Origin of the sequence: Brevibacterium oceani, assembly GCF_013623835.1 — a bacterium.
GTDB classification, from domain to species: Bacteria; Actinomycetota; Actinomycetes; order Actinomycetales; family Brevibacteriaceae; genus Brevibacterium; species Brevibacterium oceani.
The window spans coordinates 112254-129455 of sequence record NZ_JABKDE010000003.1; the positions used below are offsets into that span (position 1 = coordinate 112254).

The 17202-nt window shown below is 65.2% G+C and carries 15 protein-coding genes; 8 read left to right on the forward strand and 7 right to left on the reverse strand.

From position 1 onward, the window contains the following. Positions 1–54: 54 nt before the first annotated feature. Positions 55–822 (forward strand): AraC family transcriptional regulator, encoded by a 768-nt coding sequence (locus HK401_RS07015; protein WP_181273959.1) that lies wholly within the window; start codon positions 55–57, stop codon positions 820–822. 106 nt (positions 823–928) lie between these two features. Next, entirely contained in the window at positions 929–3985 is a 3057-nt protein-coding gene (locus HK401_RS07020; protein WP_181273960.1) for a DEAD/DEAH box helicase, read from the forward strand. Positions 3986–4017: 32 nt separating this feature from the next. Here the strand turns inward: HK401_RS07020 and HK401_RS07025 are convergent, their stop codons facing one another. The 3 genes from HK401_RS07025 to HK401_RS07035 are packed head-to-tail and all read right to left on the reverse strand — an operon-like array spanning position 4018 to position 6087. Further along, positions 4018–4776: an SHOCT domain-containing protein gene (locus HK401_RS07025; protein WP_219921791.1), complete on the reverse strand. Its 759-nt coding sequence runs from the start codon at positions 4774–4776 to the stop codon at positions 4018–4020. Between the two features lie 30 nt (positions 4777–4806). Then, positions 4807–5058, reverse strand: a complete 252-nt coding sequence (locus tag HK401_RS07030) for a hypothetical protein (protein ID WP_181273961.1) — start codon at positions 5056–5058, stop codon at positions 4807–4809. A 45-nt stretch (positions 5059–5103) separates the two neighbouring features. Then, positions 5104–6087 carry a cation diffusion facilitator family transporter gene (locus HK401_RS07035; RefSeq protein ID WP_181273962.1) on the reverse strand — a complete coding sequence of 328 codons (984 nt, stop codon included), beginning with the start codon at positions 6085–6087 and terminating at the stop codon, positions 5104–5106. Positions 6088–6241: 154 nt separating this feature from the next. On the opposite strand from HK401_RS07035, the gene HK401_RS07040 reads away from it, so the two are divergent. Next, on the forward strand, positions 6242–6838 hold the full coding sequence (locus tag HK401_RS07040) for a DedA family protein (protein ID WP_181273963.1): 597 nt from the start codon (positions 6242–6244) through the stop codon (positions 6836–6838). Positions 6839–6937: 99 nt separating this feature from the next. Here the strand turns inward: HK401_RS07040 and HK401_RS07045 are convergent, their stop codons facing one another. After that, positions 6938–7585 carry a GntR family transcriptional regulator gene (locus HK401_RS07045; protein WP_181273964.1) on the reverse strand — a complete coding sequence of 216 codons (648 nt, stop codon included), beginning with the start codon at positions 7583–7585 and terminating at the stop codon, positions 6938–6940. 211 nt (positions 7586–7796) lie between these two features. Between HK401_RS07045 and HK401_RS07050 the strand changes: the two genes are divergently transcribed. Next, positions 7797–9392 carry an AbgT family transporter gene (locus tag HK401_RS07050; RefSeq protein WP_181273965.1) on the forward strand — a complete coding sequence of 532 codons (1596 nt, stop codon included), beginning with the start codon at positions 7797–7799 and terminating at the stop codon, positions 9390–9392. 57 nt (positions 9393–9449) lie between these two features. Next, on the forward strand, positions 9450–10529 hold the full coding sequence (locus tag HK401_RS07055) for an NAD/NADP-dependent octopine/nopaline dehydrogenase family protein (protein WP_181273966.1): 1080 nt from the start codon (positions 9450–9452) through the stop codon (positions 10527–10529). Between the two features lie 104 nt (positions 10530–10633). Here the strand turns inward: HK401_RS07055 and HK401_RS07060 are convergent, their stop codons facing one another. From HK401_RS07060 to HK401_RS07070, 3 genes are all read right to left on the reverse strand, one after another. Then, the gene (locus tag HK401_RS07060; RefSeq protein WP_181273967.1) at positions 10634–12190 is read right to left on the reverse strand and encodes an aspartate ammonia-lyase; all 1557 of its coding nucleotides are present in this window, start codon (positions 12188–12190) and stop codon (positions 10634–10636) included. A gap of 50 nt (positions 12191–12240) precedes the next feature. After that, positions 12241–13533 (reverse strand): flavin-containing monooxygenase, encoded by a 1293-nt coding sequence (locus tag HK401_RS07065; protein ID WP_181273968.1) that lies wholly within the window; start codon positions 13531–13533, stop codon positions 12241–12243. 262 nt (positions 13534–13795) lie between these two features. Beyond that, positions 13796–14716 carry a LysR family transcriptional regulator gene (locus HK401_RS07070; RefSeq protein ID WP_181273969.1) on the reverse strand — a complete coding sequence of 307 codons (921 nt, stop codon included), beginning with the start codon at positions 14714–14716 and terminating at the stop codon, positions 13796–13798. 131 nt (positions 14717–14847) lie between these two features. Here HK401_RS07070 and HK401_RS07075 point away from each other — a divergent pair, with 131 nt between their 5' ends. Genes HK401_RS07075 through HK401_RS07085 form a run of 3 tightly spaced genes read left to right on the forward strand, consistent with a single transcriptional unit; the run spans position 14848 to position 17128 of the window. Then, a complete protein-coding gene (locus HK401_RS07075; RefSeq protein WP_181273970.1) occupies positions 14848–15318 on the forward strand; it encodes a RidA family protein in 471 nt (156 codons plus the stop codon). Then, positions 15315–15998 (forward strand): DUF1028 domain-containing protein, encoded by a 684-nt coding sequence (locus HK401_RS07080; RefSeq protein ID WP_181273971.1) that lies wholly within the window; start codon positions 15315–15317, stop codon positions 15996–15998. Before HK401_RS07075 ends, HK401_RS07080 begins: the two co-directional genes overlap by 4 nt. Then, positions 15995–17128 (forward strand): M20 family metallopeptidase, encoded by a 1134-nt coding sequence (locus HK401_RS07085; RefSeq protein WP_181273972.1) that lies wholly within the window; start codon positions 15995–15997, stop codon positions 17126–17128. Before HK401_RS07080 ends, HK401_RS07085 begins: the two co-directional genes overlap by 4 nt. Positions 17129–17202: the final 74 nt, after the last annotated feature.

The window sequence follows — 17202 nt, forward strand, 5'->3', positions numbered from 1 at the left end:
CCACTCCATCCTCGTGTGCGGAGGCAGGGCGCTCAACCGTTAAACTGCCGAGTGATGCTCGAATTCCGCCACGACCACTATTCGCCCGAGCTGATCCAACGCCTCGGCCACGCCGAGTTCACTCCTGCCCACGTTCATGACCAGGGCCATCTCGTCTATCCGGCCAGCGGCGTGCTGTCGATGGTCACCGATGCCGGTTCGTGGATTGCGCCGTCGAACCGGGCGGTGTGGATCCCCGCACACTTCACCCACCAGCACCGCGCCCACGGGATCACCGACATGCGTGTCGTCTTCATGACCGCGTCCTTCGCCGGACTCCTGCCGCCGCGCCCGGCGGTCCTCGCCGTCTCGCCGCTGGCCCGGGAGGCCCTGCTCGCCCTCACCGCCGCCGAGGAGGATGGCGTCCCCCGACGGTCGGCACCGGCACGGGACCGGCTGCGTATGGTCATCATCGATGACGCGGTCTCCACCGCCGAACAGCCTCTCCACCTGCCCGAGCCCCGCGATGAGCGCCTGCTCGCACTCACCCACCTCGTCGAATCCGACATGGCCAGTCCTGCCACCCTCGCCGAGCTGGGCCGACGGATCGGTGAGAGCGAACGGACCCTGTCCCGCCTCTTCGCCGAGGAGACCGGAATGAGCTTCCGTCAGTGGCGGACCCAGCTGCGCATTCACCGCGCCCTGCTCATGCTCACCGACGGCACCTCTGTCATCGATACCGCTGTCGCCTGCGGCTGGGCCAACCCGAGCGCTTTCATCGACGCGTTCACCGCCCTCGTCGGGCAGACGCCGGGTCGGTACCAGCGGGCGCTGCATTCCTGAGGACAGCGCGGACTCCACGCCCCGTGTCCCCGGGCACGAAGGCCCGAACGTCCGAGCGGGACTCAGGATTCCGCTCCATGTCCCGGTCCAATGAGAAGATGGCTTCGTGCCCGAGAACCGTTCGAACCCCGCCGCGACCGGCCCCACCTCCGCACCGTCGGCGACGGGTGCCGCGGGTACTCCCGCCGACTGGCGTGAGGCCCTGGCTCCCCTCGCCGAGGCGGCTCCGCAGATCCACACGCCCGTGGCCCTGGGATTCGAACTCGTCGAGGTCATCCCCCGCACCTGGTTCGAAGCCCAGCATTCGGTCCTCCTCGACAAAGATGCCGTCACGCCCGGCGCGAATCCGTCTCTGGCCATCCGCCCGCTCATGCTCAGCGATTCCGGCAACTGGGTGAAGCGGTCCCTGTCATGGCGCACGATCGACCGCATGGCCCGCCAGCACGGCATCGACCCGGCCCATCAGGAATGGTTCGCTCAGCTCGCCGGACTGCGCACCCGCGGGAAGACAGACTTCACGCCCGACGGGGCGCCGTACCACCTCGGCGATTTCCGCACTCCCCTGCTGTGGGATCACTTCACGCAGGGGAAGAAGCTCGGCATCGAATTCGTCGGCATCAACCCGGGCATGAGCGTCCGGATCGGGCATCAGGCGAAGTCGGCCATCGACATCCGTCGCAGTCAGGGTCGACTGCGCGTCCAGACGCGGGCGAGCATCGACGAACGCGAATATACCCCCGGGCTGATCAAGCCGATCTGGACGCACGGTTTCTTCGGCATCGACGTCACCAGCGGTTTCACCGTCACCCTCGCCCCCGCGGAGACCCCGACGAAGGAATCCGCACTGCCCGTGCTCAAATCGCCCGGACCGATTACGATCCCCGAGGCCGAGACAGAAGAGTTCTTCGCGGAGTACTACCCGCAGCTGCGCACCAGCGCCGAGGTCATCAGCAGCGACGCCACCGTTTCCTTCCCGCAGTACGGCCGCCCCCGCCTCGTCGTCTTCGTCGCCTTCGGTGCCGGCGACAGACTCTCCCTGCGCTGGTATTGGGAATATCAGGGACCCCGCCGCACCTTCCCCGTCATCGATCGGGCGAAGCTCAGCGCCGCCTCGGCGAGAGAATATGCGGAGCAACGCGAACTCGACTTCGAAGACGCCGTCGTCACCGAGGTCGACAGACTCCTTGCCGACACCCACGAAACCGGGTCCGCCCTGCCTGCCATCAAGGACGTCGAACTCGACGACGCAGACACCGCGGATTTCGTCGTCAACGTCTTGCCCGGGCTCGAGGAGGTCGAGCACGTCAAGGTCATCACACGCGGAAAGAAGCAGCCGTACCGGGAGCTCGGCGGGGAACCGACCGTGAAGATCACCTCGGTCGAGTCGGAGAAGAACGACTGGTTCGACCTCGGTTTCCAGATCAGCATCGACGGGCGCCCGGTCCCCTTCGTCAAGCTGTACAAGGCGCTGGCCGCCGGGACGAGGAAGATCAAGCTCTCCGACGATTCGTTCCTGTCGCTGAACAAGCCGATCTTCGACAAGCTCAAAGCCCTCCTCGCCGAGGCGGACCTCATCCCCGAATGGGAACCCGGAGCACCGAAGATCTCCCGCATGCACGTGGGCCTGTGGTCGGATTTCGAGGACCTCGCCGATGAGTCCGAACCCGCCGTGACCTGGCGGGACTCCGTGCGTGCATTGGCCGACCTCGAACACCTGCCCGCCACCGAGGTGCCCGATCTGGGTACCGCACGTCTGCGGCCCTACCAGGTTCAGGGGTTCCGGTGGTTGGCGCTGCTCTACCGGTGCCGCCTCGGCGGGATCCTCGCTGATGACATGGGCCTGGGCAAGACCCTGCAGACGCTTGCGCTCATCAAACACGTGCAGGCGAGCGCTCCGTTCCTCGTCGTCGCCCCGACCTCGGTGGTGCCGAATTGGGTGAAGGAGGCGACCGCGTTCACCCCCGATCTCGATGTCCGTGTCGTGGCCGAATCGACGCGGGCGCGTGGGATCGACCTCGCCGAGGTGGCGCACGGTGCCGATGTCATCGTCATGTCGTATGCGATGCTGCGGCTCGAGGAGGACCCGATCTCGCGGATGGAGTGGTCCGGGCTGATCCTCGACGAAGCGCAGTTCGTCAAGAACGCCTCCTCGCAGGCTCATCAGGCGGCGAAGGCGGTGAACGCACCGTTCCGACTGGCGCTGACGGGCACGCCTTTGGAGAATTCGCTGCGGGATGTGTGGTCGCTGTTCTCGATCACCGCGCCGGGACTGTTCCCGAGTCCGCACCGGTTCGACGACGAGTACGTCCGCCCGATCGAGTCGGGGGAGAACCCGGGGCGCATGCAGCGACTGCAGCGGCGGATCCGTCCATTCATGATGCGGCGGACGAAGGATCTGGTGGCCGCGGATCTGCCGGAGAAGCAGGAGCAGGTCATCACGGTCGAGCTCAATTCCGCGCACCGGAAGCTCTATGATCGGGTGCTGCAGAAGGAGCGGAAGAAGATCCTCGGCTTCATCGACAGCGAGTACGACAAGCAGCGGTTCATCGTCTTCCGGTCGCTCACCCTGCTGCGCATGCTCGCACTCGACCCTGCCATCGTCGACGCCGAGCATTCCGAGGTGCCGTCGTCGAAGCTGGCGGCGCTGATGGAGCGGCTCGAGGATGTCATCGCCGAGGGGCATCGGTCGATCGTGTTCAGTCAGTTCACATCGTTCCTCGACCGTGTGGCCTCCGGGCTCGAGGCGCGCGGCATTCCCTACGTTGTCCTCGACGGATCGACGCGCAATCGAGGGGCCGTGGTCGAGGCGTTCCGGTCCGGTGAGGCTCCGGTGTTCCTCATCAGTCTCAAGGCCGGCGGGTTCGGCCTCAACCTCACCGAGGCGGACTACGTCTTCCTCATGGATCCGTGGTGGAATCCGGCCGCGGAGAATCAGGCCATCGACCGTGCGCACCGAATCGGGCAGACGAAGAACGTCATGGTCTACCGCTACGTCGCCGAGGGCACGATCGAGCAGAAGGTGCTCGCCCTGCAGAAGCGCAAGGCCGAACTCTTCGACTCACTCATGTCCGATGCCGGAACGTTCGAGGGCCGCGGGCGTTCCGGTCAGGCATTCAGCCAGACGGTGACGGCAGAGGACATCAAAGGGCTCCTCGAAGGGTAGGTGCAGGTCTCCGTCAGCACGAGCCTCCGGGTTCAGGCCGTCTCGGGATCGGCGCCGAGCACCTTGGCCTTCGCCTCCGCGAATTCAGCATCCGTCAGGGCCCCTTGCGCGTGGAGGGCTGCGAGCTGAGCCAACTGGTCGTTGACGGTCGGAGTCTGCACGGAGGCCTGTCCGGTCGCTCGCTCTGCCGCCCGCGGACGCTCGGCTTGGACGACAGACCAGCCATCGGCGAAGCGCCAGATCTGGACGGCATCACCGGGCACCGGCGCTTCGAAGGGCTGGAACGAGGCGTCTCGCGCCAGGCATCCGGTCACGATCTTTCCGCGCTCGTCTTCGACGGCCAGGAGGAAGTCGGCCGTTCCGCCCGAGTCCGTGCGCTGGATCCAACTGTCGGTGACGACACCTGCCGACGGTGGCGTGTCTGCGAATGCGGAAGCATACCGGCGCCGAAATCGGTCTCCGGCCGGCTGTCGTGCCGCAGATCGAAACAGCGCCACCCACAGCGGCAGCAGGAAGAACCAGGGAAACGCGGTCCAGAGGATGTTCCAGAACCATGGGAAGAAGCCTTCGTGGTCCCAGGCGTTGACCGTGACCAGCCAGACGAAGCCGACGGAGACGAGGGCCAGGAGCGCGAACCGCACCGCGATCTTACCTGCGCCCGCCCGGGTTCCGAGCAGGGCTTCTGCCGATTCGGGAAGGTCCATCGGCGACTGGCCGTAGGGCACCACGCGCAGGATCGCGCGTTTGTCGGCGAACCTCTTCGCCTCGATGAAAAGCTCTGCTCTGCTCACTGTGACCCTTCCTCCGCTGATCCGCCGTCATCAATCATAATGGCAGTTCACAGCGCCGATCACGGTGCGGGCAGAGGGCGATCGCGAGGTGGAGAACGGACTCGAGTCGACGACCGACGCCGAGATCGTGCAGACGACGATGGTCGAGGACACCGACGCCGAGGTCGAGGTGAGCACTCTCGACCGGAGTCGGATCTCACTCCAGCGGAAAAGGATCTCGATGCCGAGGCTGGAGCGCTCATCGACCGAGTGGTCACGGGAGTAGACGATGCCACCGGTCACCCACCTCGGCGATCACGAGAGCACCGGCCCTTTCGCCGATACGGTCTATGACAGCCGCTCGGGACCTTGATCCCTGCTGCCGACCTCGAGCGGCCTGCGCCCCGGTGCCGATGGGGTGAGCACGACCTCCTGGATCATCGGCAGCTTCTCGAGTTCGACCTCGGCCTCGCGCAGCCGCAGCGCCAACGCACTCTCCCGGTCGTCGCCGGTGAGGTCGATGGCCGCGACGACGTAGACGCGTCCGGCGCCGACGAACTCGATGTGCAGGTAGGAGACGCTGGCGATCGAGGGGTTCTCGAGCATGGATTCGAGCAGGTCATCGCGCACAGCGGGGCTCACGGTCTCGCCGACGAGGAAGCGACGGTTGCGGTCCATGAGCACGATCGCGACGATGCCGAGCAGCACGCCGACGAGGATCGACCCGATCGCGTCGAAGACGGCGATGCCGGTGATCTGGTGGCCCAGCATCGCGAAGAAGGCGATGGCGATGCCGATGAGTGCCGCGGCATCCTCGGCGAACACCGCGCGCAGGGTCGGGTTCGATCCGTTCATCACATAGTCGACGGTGTGGCGGCGCAGCTTGACCGCCCGACCGTGAGCCTGCCGCACCGACTGGATGAATGAGAAGCCTTCGAACAGGGCTGAGACGCCGAGGACGATGTAGCCGACGAGGTAGCTGGTTTCGGATTCACCGGCGGAGAGTGATTGGATGCCGTGCCAGATCGACACGGCCGATCCGACGGAGAAGAGACCGAAGGCCGCGAACATCGACCATACATACGCTTCGCGACCGTGCCCGAGCGGGTGGTCCGCATCGGCCGGCTTCGCTCCGCGCCGTTCTGCGACGAGGAGGAAGACCTCATTGCCGGTGTCGGCCCAGGAGTGGGCAGCCTCGGCGACGAGGGCGGCGGAGCCGGTGATGACCGCGGCGATCGTCTTCGCGATGGCCACGGCGAGGTTCGCGACGAAGGCGATGATGACGGTGACCGTACTGTCGCTCGAAGGCTGCTCACTGTCCTGCTCGCTCATCGCGCTTCCTCTCACTCGGCCGGTGGGGCGTTCGATCCCAGCTTACGGCGATCCCTTCTCATCGGCTGGGCACTCGTGCGACCTGCCCAGCCGGTCTTCGAGAGGTCGGGGCCCTCTCAGATCGCGTCCAGGCCGGATGTCGGATGATGGAGGCATGGACTTCACCAGCATCCTCATCTCCCTGGGCCCGCTCGCGCTCGTGGCGGTCGCGCTCATCGTCTTCGTGGAGAACGGCCTGCTCTTCCCGTTCCTGCCGGGCGACAGCCTCGTGTTCGCGGCGGCGATCGTCGCCGGGGCGATCCACATCAACTGGATGCTCATCGCGGCCATCGCCGCGGTCGCCGCGTGGGCCGGGGGCGAGGTCGGCTATGCGGTCGGGCGCAGACTCGGTCCGCGGTTGTTCCGCGACGATGCCAAGATCCTCAAGACGAAACACCTCGACGAGGCGGCCCGGTTCTTCGCCAAATGGGGCAGCCTCTCGCTCGTGCTCGGTCGGTTCGTGCCGATCGTGCGCACGTTCATCGCCCCGGCCGCTGCCTCGGGTCACATGCCGCGGTCGAAGTTCTCGACCTGGAATGCCGTGAGCGCGGTGTTCTGGGCGGCGCTGTTCGGCCTCGGCGGGGCACTGTTCGGGTCGATCCCGTGGGTGGCCGACCATGTCGAGCTCATCGCGCTCGGCATCGTCGCCATCACGGTGGTCCCGATCGTCATCACCGCCCTCGCACGCCGACGGGCCGCCGCGCAGGAATAAGGAGGCGGCCCGGCTGAACAAGCTGCCTCAACCTTTGGCAGCAGAGTGGCTGGCCGATCAATCCGCTCAATGCTGAGAGGCCGATGAGCTCACCACTCTTCACGAAGCAGCATCTCGGGTGGAACCCCCGGAGTGGCTGAAGAGAACGTCCGTCATGTGGTTTCGCGCGCGCTCGATGCCGGACAGGGCGGTCTTCCGAATCACCTCGGCCTCCCCAGTCATGATCGCATCGACAAGTCGGCCGTGATTGACCGCACTGTAAGGACGACCGAGTTCCCTCCGCAGATTGAGGCACCGTTCGATCTCTTCATGAATCGACTGCACAGTCCGCGCCAGCAGCGGAATACCCGAAAGTTCGGCAATACGAACATGGAGCCGACTGTTGCGCGCGTTGCGCACCGGCGCCGAAGCATCTGGGTCGACGCTCTGAGAACTCAGCTCCTCGAGGTCGGCAAGCTCCTCGCTCGAAGCACGCTGAGAGGCCAGGACTGCAGCTTCGGGCTCGACCAATGTACGCAGCGTATAGAGGTCGTGAATCTCAGCGAAGTCGATGGACTTGACGAAGGTGCCCCTCTTGGGCAGCACCACCACGAGCCCCTCACGGCGGAGGTTGTTGATTGCCTCCCGAACCGGAGTCCGGCTCATCTCATACTGCTCGGCGATATCCGAATCCGAGAGCACCGACCCCGGACGGAGGCGTGCCTCGACGATATCCCTCTTCAGCCGGGAGTACGCCCGGTCCGCCATTGACACTTTCGCAACCATCGAACACTCCCTTTCGGCCACACCTCAATGCCCGATCATGCGGCGCAGGGTTGACTTTTCCCGCACCGCGATCCTAGCATTCCTGTTATATATTTCATGTATGTGACCTGCATGAAACGTATTCGCCCTTCCGTCCTCGCTGAGGACCTCACCACAACGGAGTGCTATGAGTTCACAACCACAAGGAGGGTCGATGACGCCCGAAGTCGAGACCGATCCGGGACCTGAGCAGGATCTCAACCCTGACAACCGCCTCTATCGCATCCTGAGCGCCATCGAACGAGCCGGGAACCGACTCCCCCATCCGTTCTGGCTGTTTGTCATCCTCTGTGCGCTCCTGGGTATCACGAGCGCGATCATGGCCGGGTTCGGAGTGTCAGTGACACTCCCCGCCGATGGGTCAACGGCCGCGGTCAAGAATCTGTTCTCGGTCGACGGAGCTCTCTTCGCCATCGAGAATGCCCTGACGAACTACGCAACGTTTCCGCCTCTCGCGATGATCGTGGTCGTCCTCCTCGGCGTGAGCATCGCAGAGCGCAGCGGGATGCTCACCGCCTTGCTGCGCGTGACAGTCGGACGCCTGCCGAAAGCATGGCTGACATTCTCGATCGCATTCGCCTCCATGATCGCGCACGTGATGTCGGATTCCGCATATCTTGTGATGATTCCCCTCGGCGCACTGGCCTTCCGAGCTGCGGGTCGAAGCCCGCTGCTCGGCCTCATGGTTGCCTATGCGGCCACTGCGGTCGGGTTCAATGCGAGCCCGCTCGTCACGCCCTCGGATGCGATCCGGGCTTCGCTGTCGATGGCGGCCTCGCACATCGTTGACAAGGACTACGTTGTCACGCCCTTCGCAACCTACTTCTTCACCGCCGCCTCTTCCGTCATCCTTTCGATCACGATTGCCGTCGTCGTCGATAAGCTGCTCAGTCGCCGTCCAGAGTTCTCCAAGAGCCGTCTTGAAGCAGATTTCACTGTGTCCGACCGGCTCTTCAACACGGACACGACCGCACAGACCAGCGGATCTGTGACTCTCAAGGCCGACGAACGCCGCGGCCTCATCATCGCCGCGGTCGTCTTCGTCATCGCAGCGGGCGGCATCGCGCTCATGCTCATGCCAGGCTCACCCTTCCGCGGAGAGGGTGGCAGCATCATCCAATCCCCGGTCCTCAAGAACATCGCGATCTTCATCGCCATCGTCTTCGGACTGCTCGGCATCGTCTACGGACGGATCACGAAATCGATCCCCACCCTCGGCGAGGTGCCGCCTGCGATGGCCGAGGGCATCCGCACGTTGGCACCAGTGCTTGTTCTGTTCTTCGTCGTAGCGCAGTTCCTCGCCTACTTCGAGTGGACCAATATCGGGTCGGTCATCAGTGTCAATGGTGCTGAGCTGTTCAAACAGCTCAATGCCCCACACCTTGTGCTGCTGCTCCTCATCGTCGCCGCGATCTGCGTGCTCAATATGCTCATCACCAGTGGCTCAGCCATGTGGTCGATCCTCGCTCCCGTGCTCGTCCCGCTCGTGATGTACATCGGGATGCGGCCGGAATCGGCGATGGTCGCGTTCATGATCGGCGACTCTGTGACCAACTGCCTCACGCCGCTCAACGGCTATTTCGTGCTCGCCCTCGGATATGTCCAGCACTTCCGCAAAGGCGCCGGCGTCGGCACGATGCTCTCCTTCACGCTTCCGCTCGCCATTGCGGTGCTCATCGTATGGACGGCCTTCTTCGTCCTCTGGTATCTGCTCGGAATCCCACTCGGACCGGGCGTACCTGTGCGCTGACCGCGCCGTCCGCGGTACCAACGGCACAACTGCTGCCACAACGAAAGGAACAGAGAAATGGGAACGATCGCCGTCATCGGCGCAGGCAATGTCGGACAGACGATTGCCGGACACATGACGTTGAATGGACATTCGGTCCGTCTGTACTCCGTCTGGGACCGAGAGTTCGAACCGATCCGTGATCGGGGAGGCATCGAACTCTTCGGAGATATCGAGGGCAAGGCGATGCCGAGGCTGCTCACGACCGACATCGAGGCCGCAGTGACCGGTGCCGAAGTCATCGTGGTGGCGGCACCCGCCTTCGCGCATCCCGGGCTTTCGGCATCGTTGGCACAGGTTCTGACGCCCGAGCAGCTCGTCGTCTTCCAGCCCACCGTGCTCGGCAGCGGTGTCGAACTGTCCCGGCAGTTCGCCCTGGAGAATCGTCGACCGAGCCTCATCGCAGAGAGTGCGACGAGCCTCTACACGTGCCGACTCAAGGAGCCGGCACGTGTATTCGTCGGCGCGATCAAGGACTCGATACGTATCTCGAGCCTGCCGAACAGTCGGACGCAGGAGGTCATCGATCGCTTGACGCCCCTCTTCGGGGAGCACTACGCCGCGGCCGTCGACAGTCTTGCGGTCGGGCTGAGCAATTCGAATCCGATCTATCACGTCCCGCCGGCAGTCCTCAACTTCAAAACGGTCGAGGATGCTGATCGTCTGCCCCAGCACACACTGGTGACACCGCGGATCGCAGAGGCCATCGAGGCTCTGGATCAGGAGAGACTGTCACTGTCTTCGACTCTGCACACGGACACGACCGGATTCTGGCAGTTCCTCGCCGATGCCTATGGGGTCACCGAAGGCTCGTTCGTCGACCGCGTCGTCCAAGGGTATGGTCGGCAGGCGTTTCCGGAACCGGATTCGCTCACCCATCGCTACTTCACGGAAGACATCCCTTTCGGGTTGGTCACATGGAGCTCGATCGGGCACGAGGCGGGCGTGGAAATGTCGCTCACCGACGGGTTCATCGCCATTGGCAGCGTTCTGTGCGGCGTTGACTTCCAGAAGACCGGCCGCACCGTCGACTCACTGGGACTGACTGGAGCCACGGTCGAAGACATTCTCGATGTCTTTCGCCACGGCGTCCGCTGAGAACGCGTCTGGCCGAACGACGGCGCCCAGCCGATAGGCGATGGGCGCCGTCGATCCACGGTTCTCACGTGGCACCGGCCCGAAGACTCAGCCGGTCAGACTCCTCACTCCCCTTGAACCGGCACCTCGTCGAGTTCACCGGTCATCTCATCCCGGGGAACCGCCTCGGCGCTGCCGGCGGAATTGTCCACGCTGTCATCGGCGGGCATCCCGGTCAGCCGTTCGGGGCTGAGGATCTCACCGAGCTGGTCCCGTTCGAGCAGACCGTGTTCGACGACGAGGTCGGAGATCGATTCGTTGCGCGCCAGCGCCTCCTTGGCCAGCTTCGCGGCGGACGCGTACCCGATGACCGGGGCGAGCGCGGTGATGACGGTGACCGAGCGGTCGACGATGTCCTCGAGCCGGTCCTCGTTGGCGGTGATCCCGGTGACGCAGTTGACGCGGAACGTCTGGCAGGCGCGCTCGAGCCAGGTAATCGACTGGAACAGAGAGTGGGCGATGATCGGTTCGAACGCGTTGAGCTGCAGCTGCCCGGCTTCGACGGCCATCGAGACGGTGACGTCGGCCCCGGCCACGGAGTAGGCGACCTGCGAGACCGCCTCGGGGATGACGGGATTGACCTTGCCGGGCATGATCGATGACCCTGCCTGGCGGGCGGGCAGATTGATCTCGCCGAGGCCGGCCTGCGGTCCCGAGGACAGCAGACGCAGGTCATTGGCGATCTTCGACAGCTTCAGGGCGCTGCGCTTGAGCGCCCCGGAGAACGTGATGAAGACACCCGTATCGGAGGTCGATTCGACGAGGTCGCCGGCCGTGACGAGGTCGAGTCCGGTGATCTCGCGCAGGTGTCTGATGACCGATTCCTTGTACCCGACGGGCGCGTTGATCGAGGTGCCGATCGCCGTCGCGCCCATGTTCACCTCGCCGAGGAGGGCGACGGCTTCCTCGAGGCGCTGCACATCCTCACGCAGCGTCGTTGCGAACGCCGTGAACTCCTGACCGAGGGTCATCGGCACCGCATCCTGGAGCTGGGTGCGACCGACCTTGACGATGTGCGCGAACTCGCGACCCTTGGCCGCGAACGCGTCGGCGAGGAGGGTGAGCTCCTGCAGCAGGTTCTGCAGTGAGAACGCCAAGGCGATCTTGATCGCCGTCGGGTAGGTGTCGTTCGTCGACTGGCTGTGGTTCGTGTGATCGTTCGGGTTGAGGAACGTGTAGTCGCCCTTGGGGTGACCGCCGATCTCGAGGGCGCGGTTGGTGATGACCTCGTTGGCGTTCATGTTCGTCGAGGTTCCGGCTCCGCCCTGGACGACGCCGACGGTGAACTGGTCATGGAGTCGGCCGGCCTTGATCTCCTCGCACGCGGAGTCGATGAGGTTGGCACGCTGTTCGTCGAGCGCTCCGATCTCGGCGTTCGCCCGGGCCGCGGCCTGCTTGACGCAGGCGAAGGCGCGGATGAAGTCGGGATAGACATTGATCGGGCGGCGGGTGATCGGGAAGTTCTCGTTCGCCCGGGCCGTGTGCACGCCCCAGTACGCGGTATCGGGGATCTCGAGGCTGCAGATCGAGTCGGTCTCGGTGCGGGTGGGAGCAGCCTGCGGGTTCTGGGCTGTCAGAGGAATCGAAGCGGTCTGCGGTGAGGATGAAGTCGACTCAGTCATAGTGTCTTCAGACTCTCACATTTCGATCGCCGACCGAAGGCGGACAACCCTCATGACACAGCCTCGGCGAAGTCAGCTGCGTGAACCGGCGAGTAGTCGCGGTACATCCGCTGAATCCCGATCTGGTCGGCGAGGTACTTCGCGTCGTGCCACACTCCCCAAATGAAGCTCGAGCCGCGCCGCGACAGCCAAGGCAGACCGAGGAAGTACATGCCGGGAACCGGGCTGACTCCGCGCTTCTGCACCGGGTAGCCGCGTTCGTCGAGGACACCCTCGACGCTGAGCCAGGAGTAGTCGACTCCGAATCCGGTCGCCCAGATCACGGTCCGAATTCCTGCAGCGGCAAGGTCGAGTTCGCGGATCGGGTCGCTGACGCACTCCGGGTCGGGACCGAGGATATGCGCTTCCGGTTCGGGCGGCAGGTCGAGCCCGTTGCGTTCGATGAATTCGTCGGCCTCACGCAGCAGTGAGAGGTAGTTTTCGTCGCCTCGGGCGATGTTCGCCTGGAGGTCGGCGCCAATCTGCAGCTTGCCGTCGGCATAGGCATTCGCCCGGCCGAGCAGCGTGATTCCCGAGCTCGCGAGGTCGCGGAAGTCGACGGTGTGTCCGCCTTGAGCCCCGCTGACGGCGATCGTGACATGCTCCGCCCCGGCCGGCGGTGTGGCCATGTCCCACTTGCCGAGCACTCCGAGCCACCAGCAGAAGTCGCGATTGCGGTAGGCGCGCGGCGGCCTGTCGTGCGGACCGACGGCGAGGTGGACCGGCCGGCCCGAGCGCTGGATCTCGGCAGCGATCTGGACGCCAGAGGACCCGGCGCCGACGACGAGGACTCCGCCGTCGTCGAGCTGCTCGGGGTTCTTGTAGGAGTTCGAGTGGATCTGGGTCAGTCCCACCTCGGCGGGAATGATGTCGGGGATCCGCGGGGTCTGGAACGGACCCGTCGCGGCGACGACGTAGTCGGCGTCGATGATGCCGGCATCCGTGGTCACCCGGAAGCCGCGGGACCCTTCGTTCTCGGTCACCGAGGTGGCGCTGACCCCGGTGCGCACCGGCAGGTCCTTGTCATCGACGAGGGTCTGGAAGTAGTCGGCGACCTGCCCTTTGGTGGCGAATCCGTCGGCGTCGGTGTCGGCGAATTCCTGTGTGGGGAACCGGTCGTGCCAGGCCGGCCCGTTGGCGACGAGGGAGTCCCAGCGGCGAGAGCGCCAGGCTTCTGCGACGCGGTCCTTCTCGAGGACGATGTGGGCCACTCCCCGATCGCTGAGATGTTCGCTCATCGCGATTCCGGCCTGGCCGCCGCCGATGACGACGACTTCGGTGGTTTCTGCGGCTGTGTTCGACATGGACACCCTTCCGTCGGTGCCGCGTTGGGACGGCACGTGCTTCGTTGCTGGTGGGCACAACTTCGTCGTTGCCCTGACGCCCTCCAGCAAACCGCAGGTGAGAGTGGCATTGCCAATAGTTCTTCACGGTCCACTGCATCTTATGAATAGATGCAGTCCACAGAAGTCAATCACTTAGAGGTATCGAACACCGCACCTTTCGGTCCGTGAGGGAATGCCATTTCCGCAGACCGCATATCACCCATCCGCGACGCCCGTCGCCTTACTCGGGAGCCACCTCGGCGAGGATCTCGCGGACGATCTCCGTCACTGCCGCGACCTTCGCCGTCCGCCCGGAACGGGCGAGAGTCGACACAGCCACGTGCAGGGTCGGCACGGGATCGGAGATCTCGAGGATCGTCGTCCGCTCCCCCGTATAGGTCTGCCGGATCCGCGGCCGCTGATTGAGAATGGAGAAGCCGAGGCCCATTGCCACCATCGACCGGACCGTCTCGTAGCTCGAGCTGCGGTAGCGCACATGCGGGGTGATCCCGGCCAGGCGCAACATGTTGAGGAAGTACTCGCGGCTGTCGGGCAGGTCGAGGAGGACGAACGAGTCGCCGGCGAGCTCCGCGAGCGAGATCTTCTTCCGCCGGGCCAGTCGGTGATCGGTGCCGACGATGACGTGCGGTCGGGCCTCGCCGACGATCTCGGCGCGGATACCGTCGGATTCGGTGAGATCGTAGTTGAGCGCGAGTTCGACCCGACCGCTGCGCAGCGCGTCGATGCTCTCCTCATGATCCCCTTCGACGACCTCGACGCTCAGCTCAGGATGGCGTTCGCCCAGTCGTTGGAGCAGCTGCGGCAGCAGGAAGGGCGCGATCGTCTGGAAGCAGGCGATGACGATGGTTCCGCGCACTTCGCGCTGTCCGGCCTGAATCGAGTCGACGGCGTCGGTGATCCGCCCGAAGATCTCCCGGGTCTCATGGAGCAGGCTCTCGCCGGCCGAGGTGAGGACGAGGCCCTTCGAGTGCTGGCGCACGAACAGCGGAGCACCGAGGGCCTTCTCCAGCTGGTTGATCGCCGTCGACACCGCCGACTGCGCGATGTGGAGTTCCTGGCTGGCCTCGGTCATATTGAGCGTCTTCGAGCATTCGGCGAAATACGACAGCTGGGTGAGCGTGATCGCGAATCTCTGCACCATTGCGGCCCCCTGCGACGAAGAATCTGTTTTGTAGATGCTCTGACTAAATTATAACTATTTCACAGATGAATGGAATGTCTCGAGAATGGGTGGCAGACAACGACCGCTTCACTCGACGAGGAGACGCCGCCATGGCAGAGCCGACGCACACACGACTGAGAATGTTCAACACCAAGGACACCTACCCGGAGCAGAACCTCGACAACGATCTGTGCCAGGCCGTGGTCGCCGGCGGCGTCGTCTACCTGCGTGGGCAGATCGGCCAGGACCTCGAGACCCGGGAGTCGGTGGGCATCGGCGATGTCACCGCCCAGGCGGAGAAGGCGATGGCGAACATCGCGATGCTCCTCGAGGAGGCCGGCAGCAGTCTGGCCGACATCGTCAAGGTCACCGTCTACATCATCGATCCCCGTTACCGCGAGGACGTCTACCGGACCATGGGCAAGTGGCTGAAGGGCGTCTTCCCCGTCTCGACGGGCATCGTCGTCCAGGCCCTGGCGCGCCCCGAGTGGCTCGTCGAGATCGACGCCACCGCCGTCATCAGCGAGAACTCCGCTACGAACACCGGCACCGAGGCGGGACGGTCCGAGGTGGCCCAGTGACCTTCTCGCTCCTCCTCCACGACCCCGAGACCGGGGAGTTCGGCTCCGCGATCTCCTCATCCTCGCCGGCCGTCGCCGCACGCTGCATCAGCCTGGCCGACGGGGTCGGCGGGGTGAACTCCCAGAACATCACCGACCCGCGGCTCGGCCCGGCCATCATCGACGAGATGAGCTCCGGCAAGGACGCACAGTCGGCACTCGATGCGGTCGTCGCCGCTGCCGATCCCACCGCGATCGACTTTCGGCAGCTGCTCGTCATCGACGCCGCCGGGAACACCGCCGCACACTCGGGCGCGCAGGCGCTCGGCGTCTTCGGTGCCCGCACCGAGACCAACGCAGTGGCCGGAGGAAACATGCTCGCCGACCTGACAGTCCTCGACGCCTTCGTCGAGACCGCACTGTCTGCCACCGGTCGTCTCGAAGAACGCCTCTTCGCGGCCTTCGAGGCAGCGATGGCCGCCGGCGGGGAGGCCGGCCCCGTCCACTCGGCGGGCCTGTCCGTGGTCAACGGCTCCGGGTGGAGGGTCACCGATCTGCGTGTCGACTGGGCCGATGAGGATCCGATCGGGCAGCTCGGCCGCCTGCTGGAGATCTGGATGCCGCAGCGCGACGACTACATCACGCGCGGCCTCGATCCGGCCGCCTCACCGTCGTACGGCGTGCCCGGTGACGATCGATGACCAGCGCACTCAAGGACCGCATCGCCGCCCGGGTCGCCGAGACGGCACCGAAGCTCATCGAGCTGTCGAACTCCCTCCACGACGATCCCGAGCTCGGCTGGCAGGAGTTCCGCTCCTCGGCCGCCGTCGCCGGTGTCCTCGCCGAGCACGGCTTCACCGTCGAACGCCCCTATCTCGACCTCGACACCGCCTTCCGCGCGACGTTCGGCTCGGGTCGGTTCACCATCGGATTCCTTGCCGAATACGATGCCCTGCCCGGCCTCGGCCACGCCTGCGGCCACAACCTCATCTCCGCCATGAGCGTCGGCGGGGCGATCGGCCTCGCCGCGGTCGCTGACGAGCTCGGCATCACCGTCGAGGTCATCGGCACCCCAGCCGAAGAGGGAGGCGGGGGCAAGATCGAGCTGCTCGACCGCGGCGCCTTCACCGAACTCGACTTCGCCCTCATGGCCCACCCCGCGCCCGTCGATGTCGCCGAAGCCGAACCTTTCGCCGTCACCCATTGGCACGTGAAGTACACGGGCCGGGCCGCCCATGCCGCCGCCTATCCCGAGCGCGGCGTCAATGCCAATGACGCTTTCCTCATCGCCCAGGTGGCCCTCGGTCTGCTGCGCCAGCAGCTGCCGAAGACCGTGCGTGTCCACGGGGTGATGACCAACGGCGGCGAAGCCCCCAATGCGATCCCCGCGAAGACCGAGGGTCGCTGGTACGTCCGCGCCGAATCGACGGACGAACTGCTCGCACTCGAGCAGAAGGTCATCAACTGCTTCGAGGCCGGGGCCCTGGCCACCGGGGCCGAACTGAGGATCACCCCGGAGAGCCGCCGGTATTCGGAGATGCGCACCGACGAGACCGCGCTCGACTTCTACCGTTCCAATGCGACGGCGCTGGGGAGAGACTTCGACGTCGACCCGATCGCCGCCACGATGAACCGTGCGTCGACGGACATGGGCAATGTCTCCCAGATCGTCGACGCGATCCACCCCTACATCGGCGTGGGCGGCGAGGCGAGCAATCATCAGGCGGCCTTCGCCGAATCGTGCATCGGAGACCTGGCCGAACACACACTCATCGACGGTGCCACAGCATTGGCGTGGACCGCAGCAGATGTGAGCGTCCAACGGGCCTGAGCGAGCGACACACCAGCTCGGCGAACCGACAGCAGCCGCCCGCATGCACCGAGCTGGTGTCGGCACACCGAGCC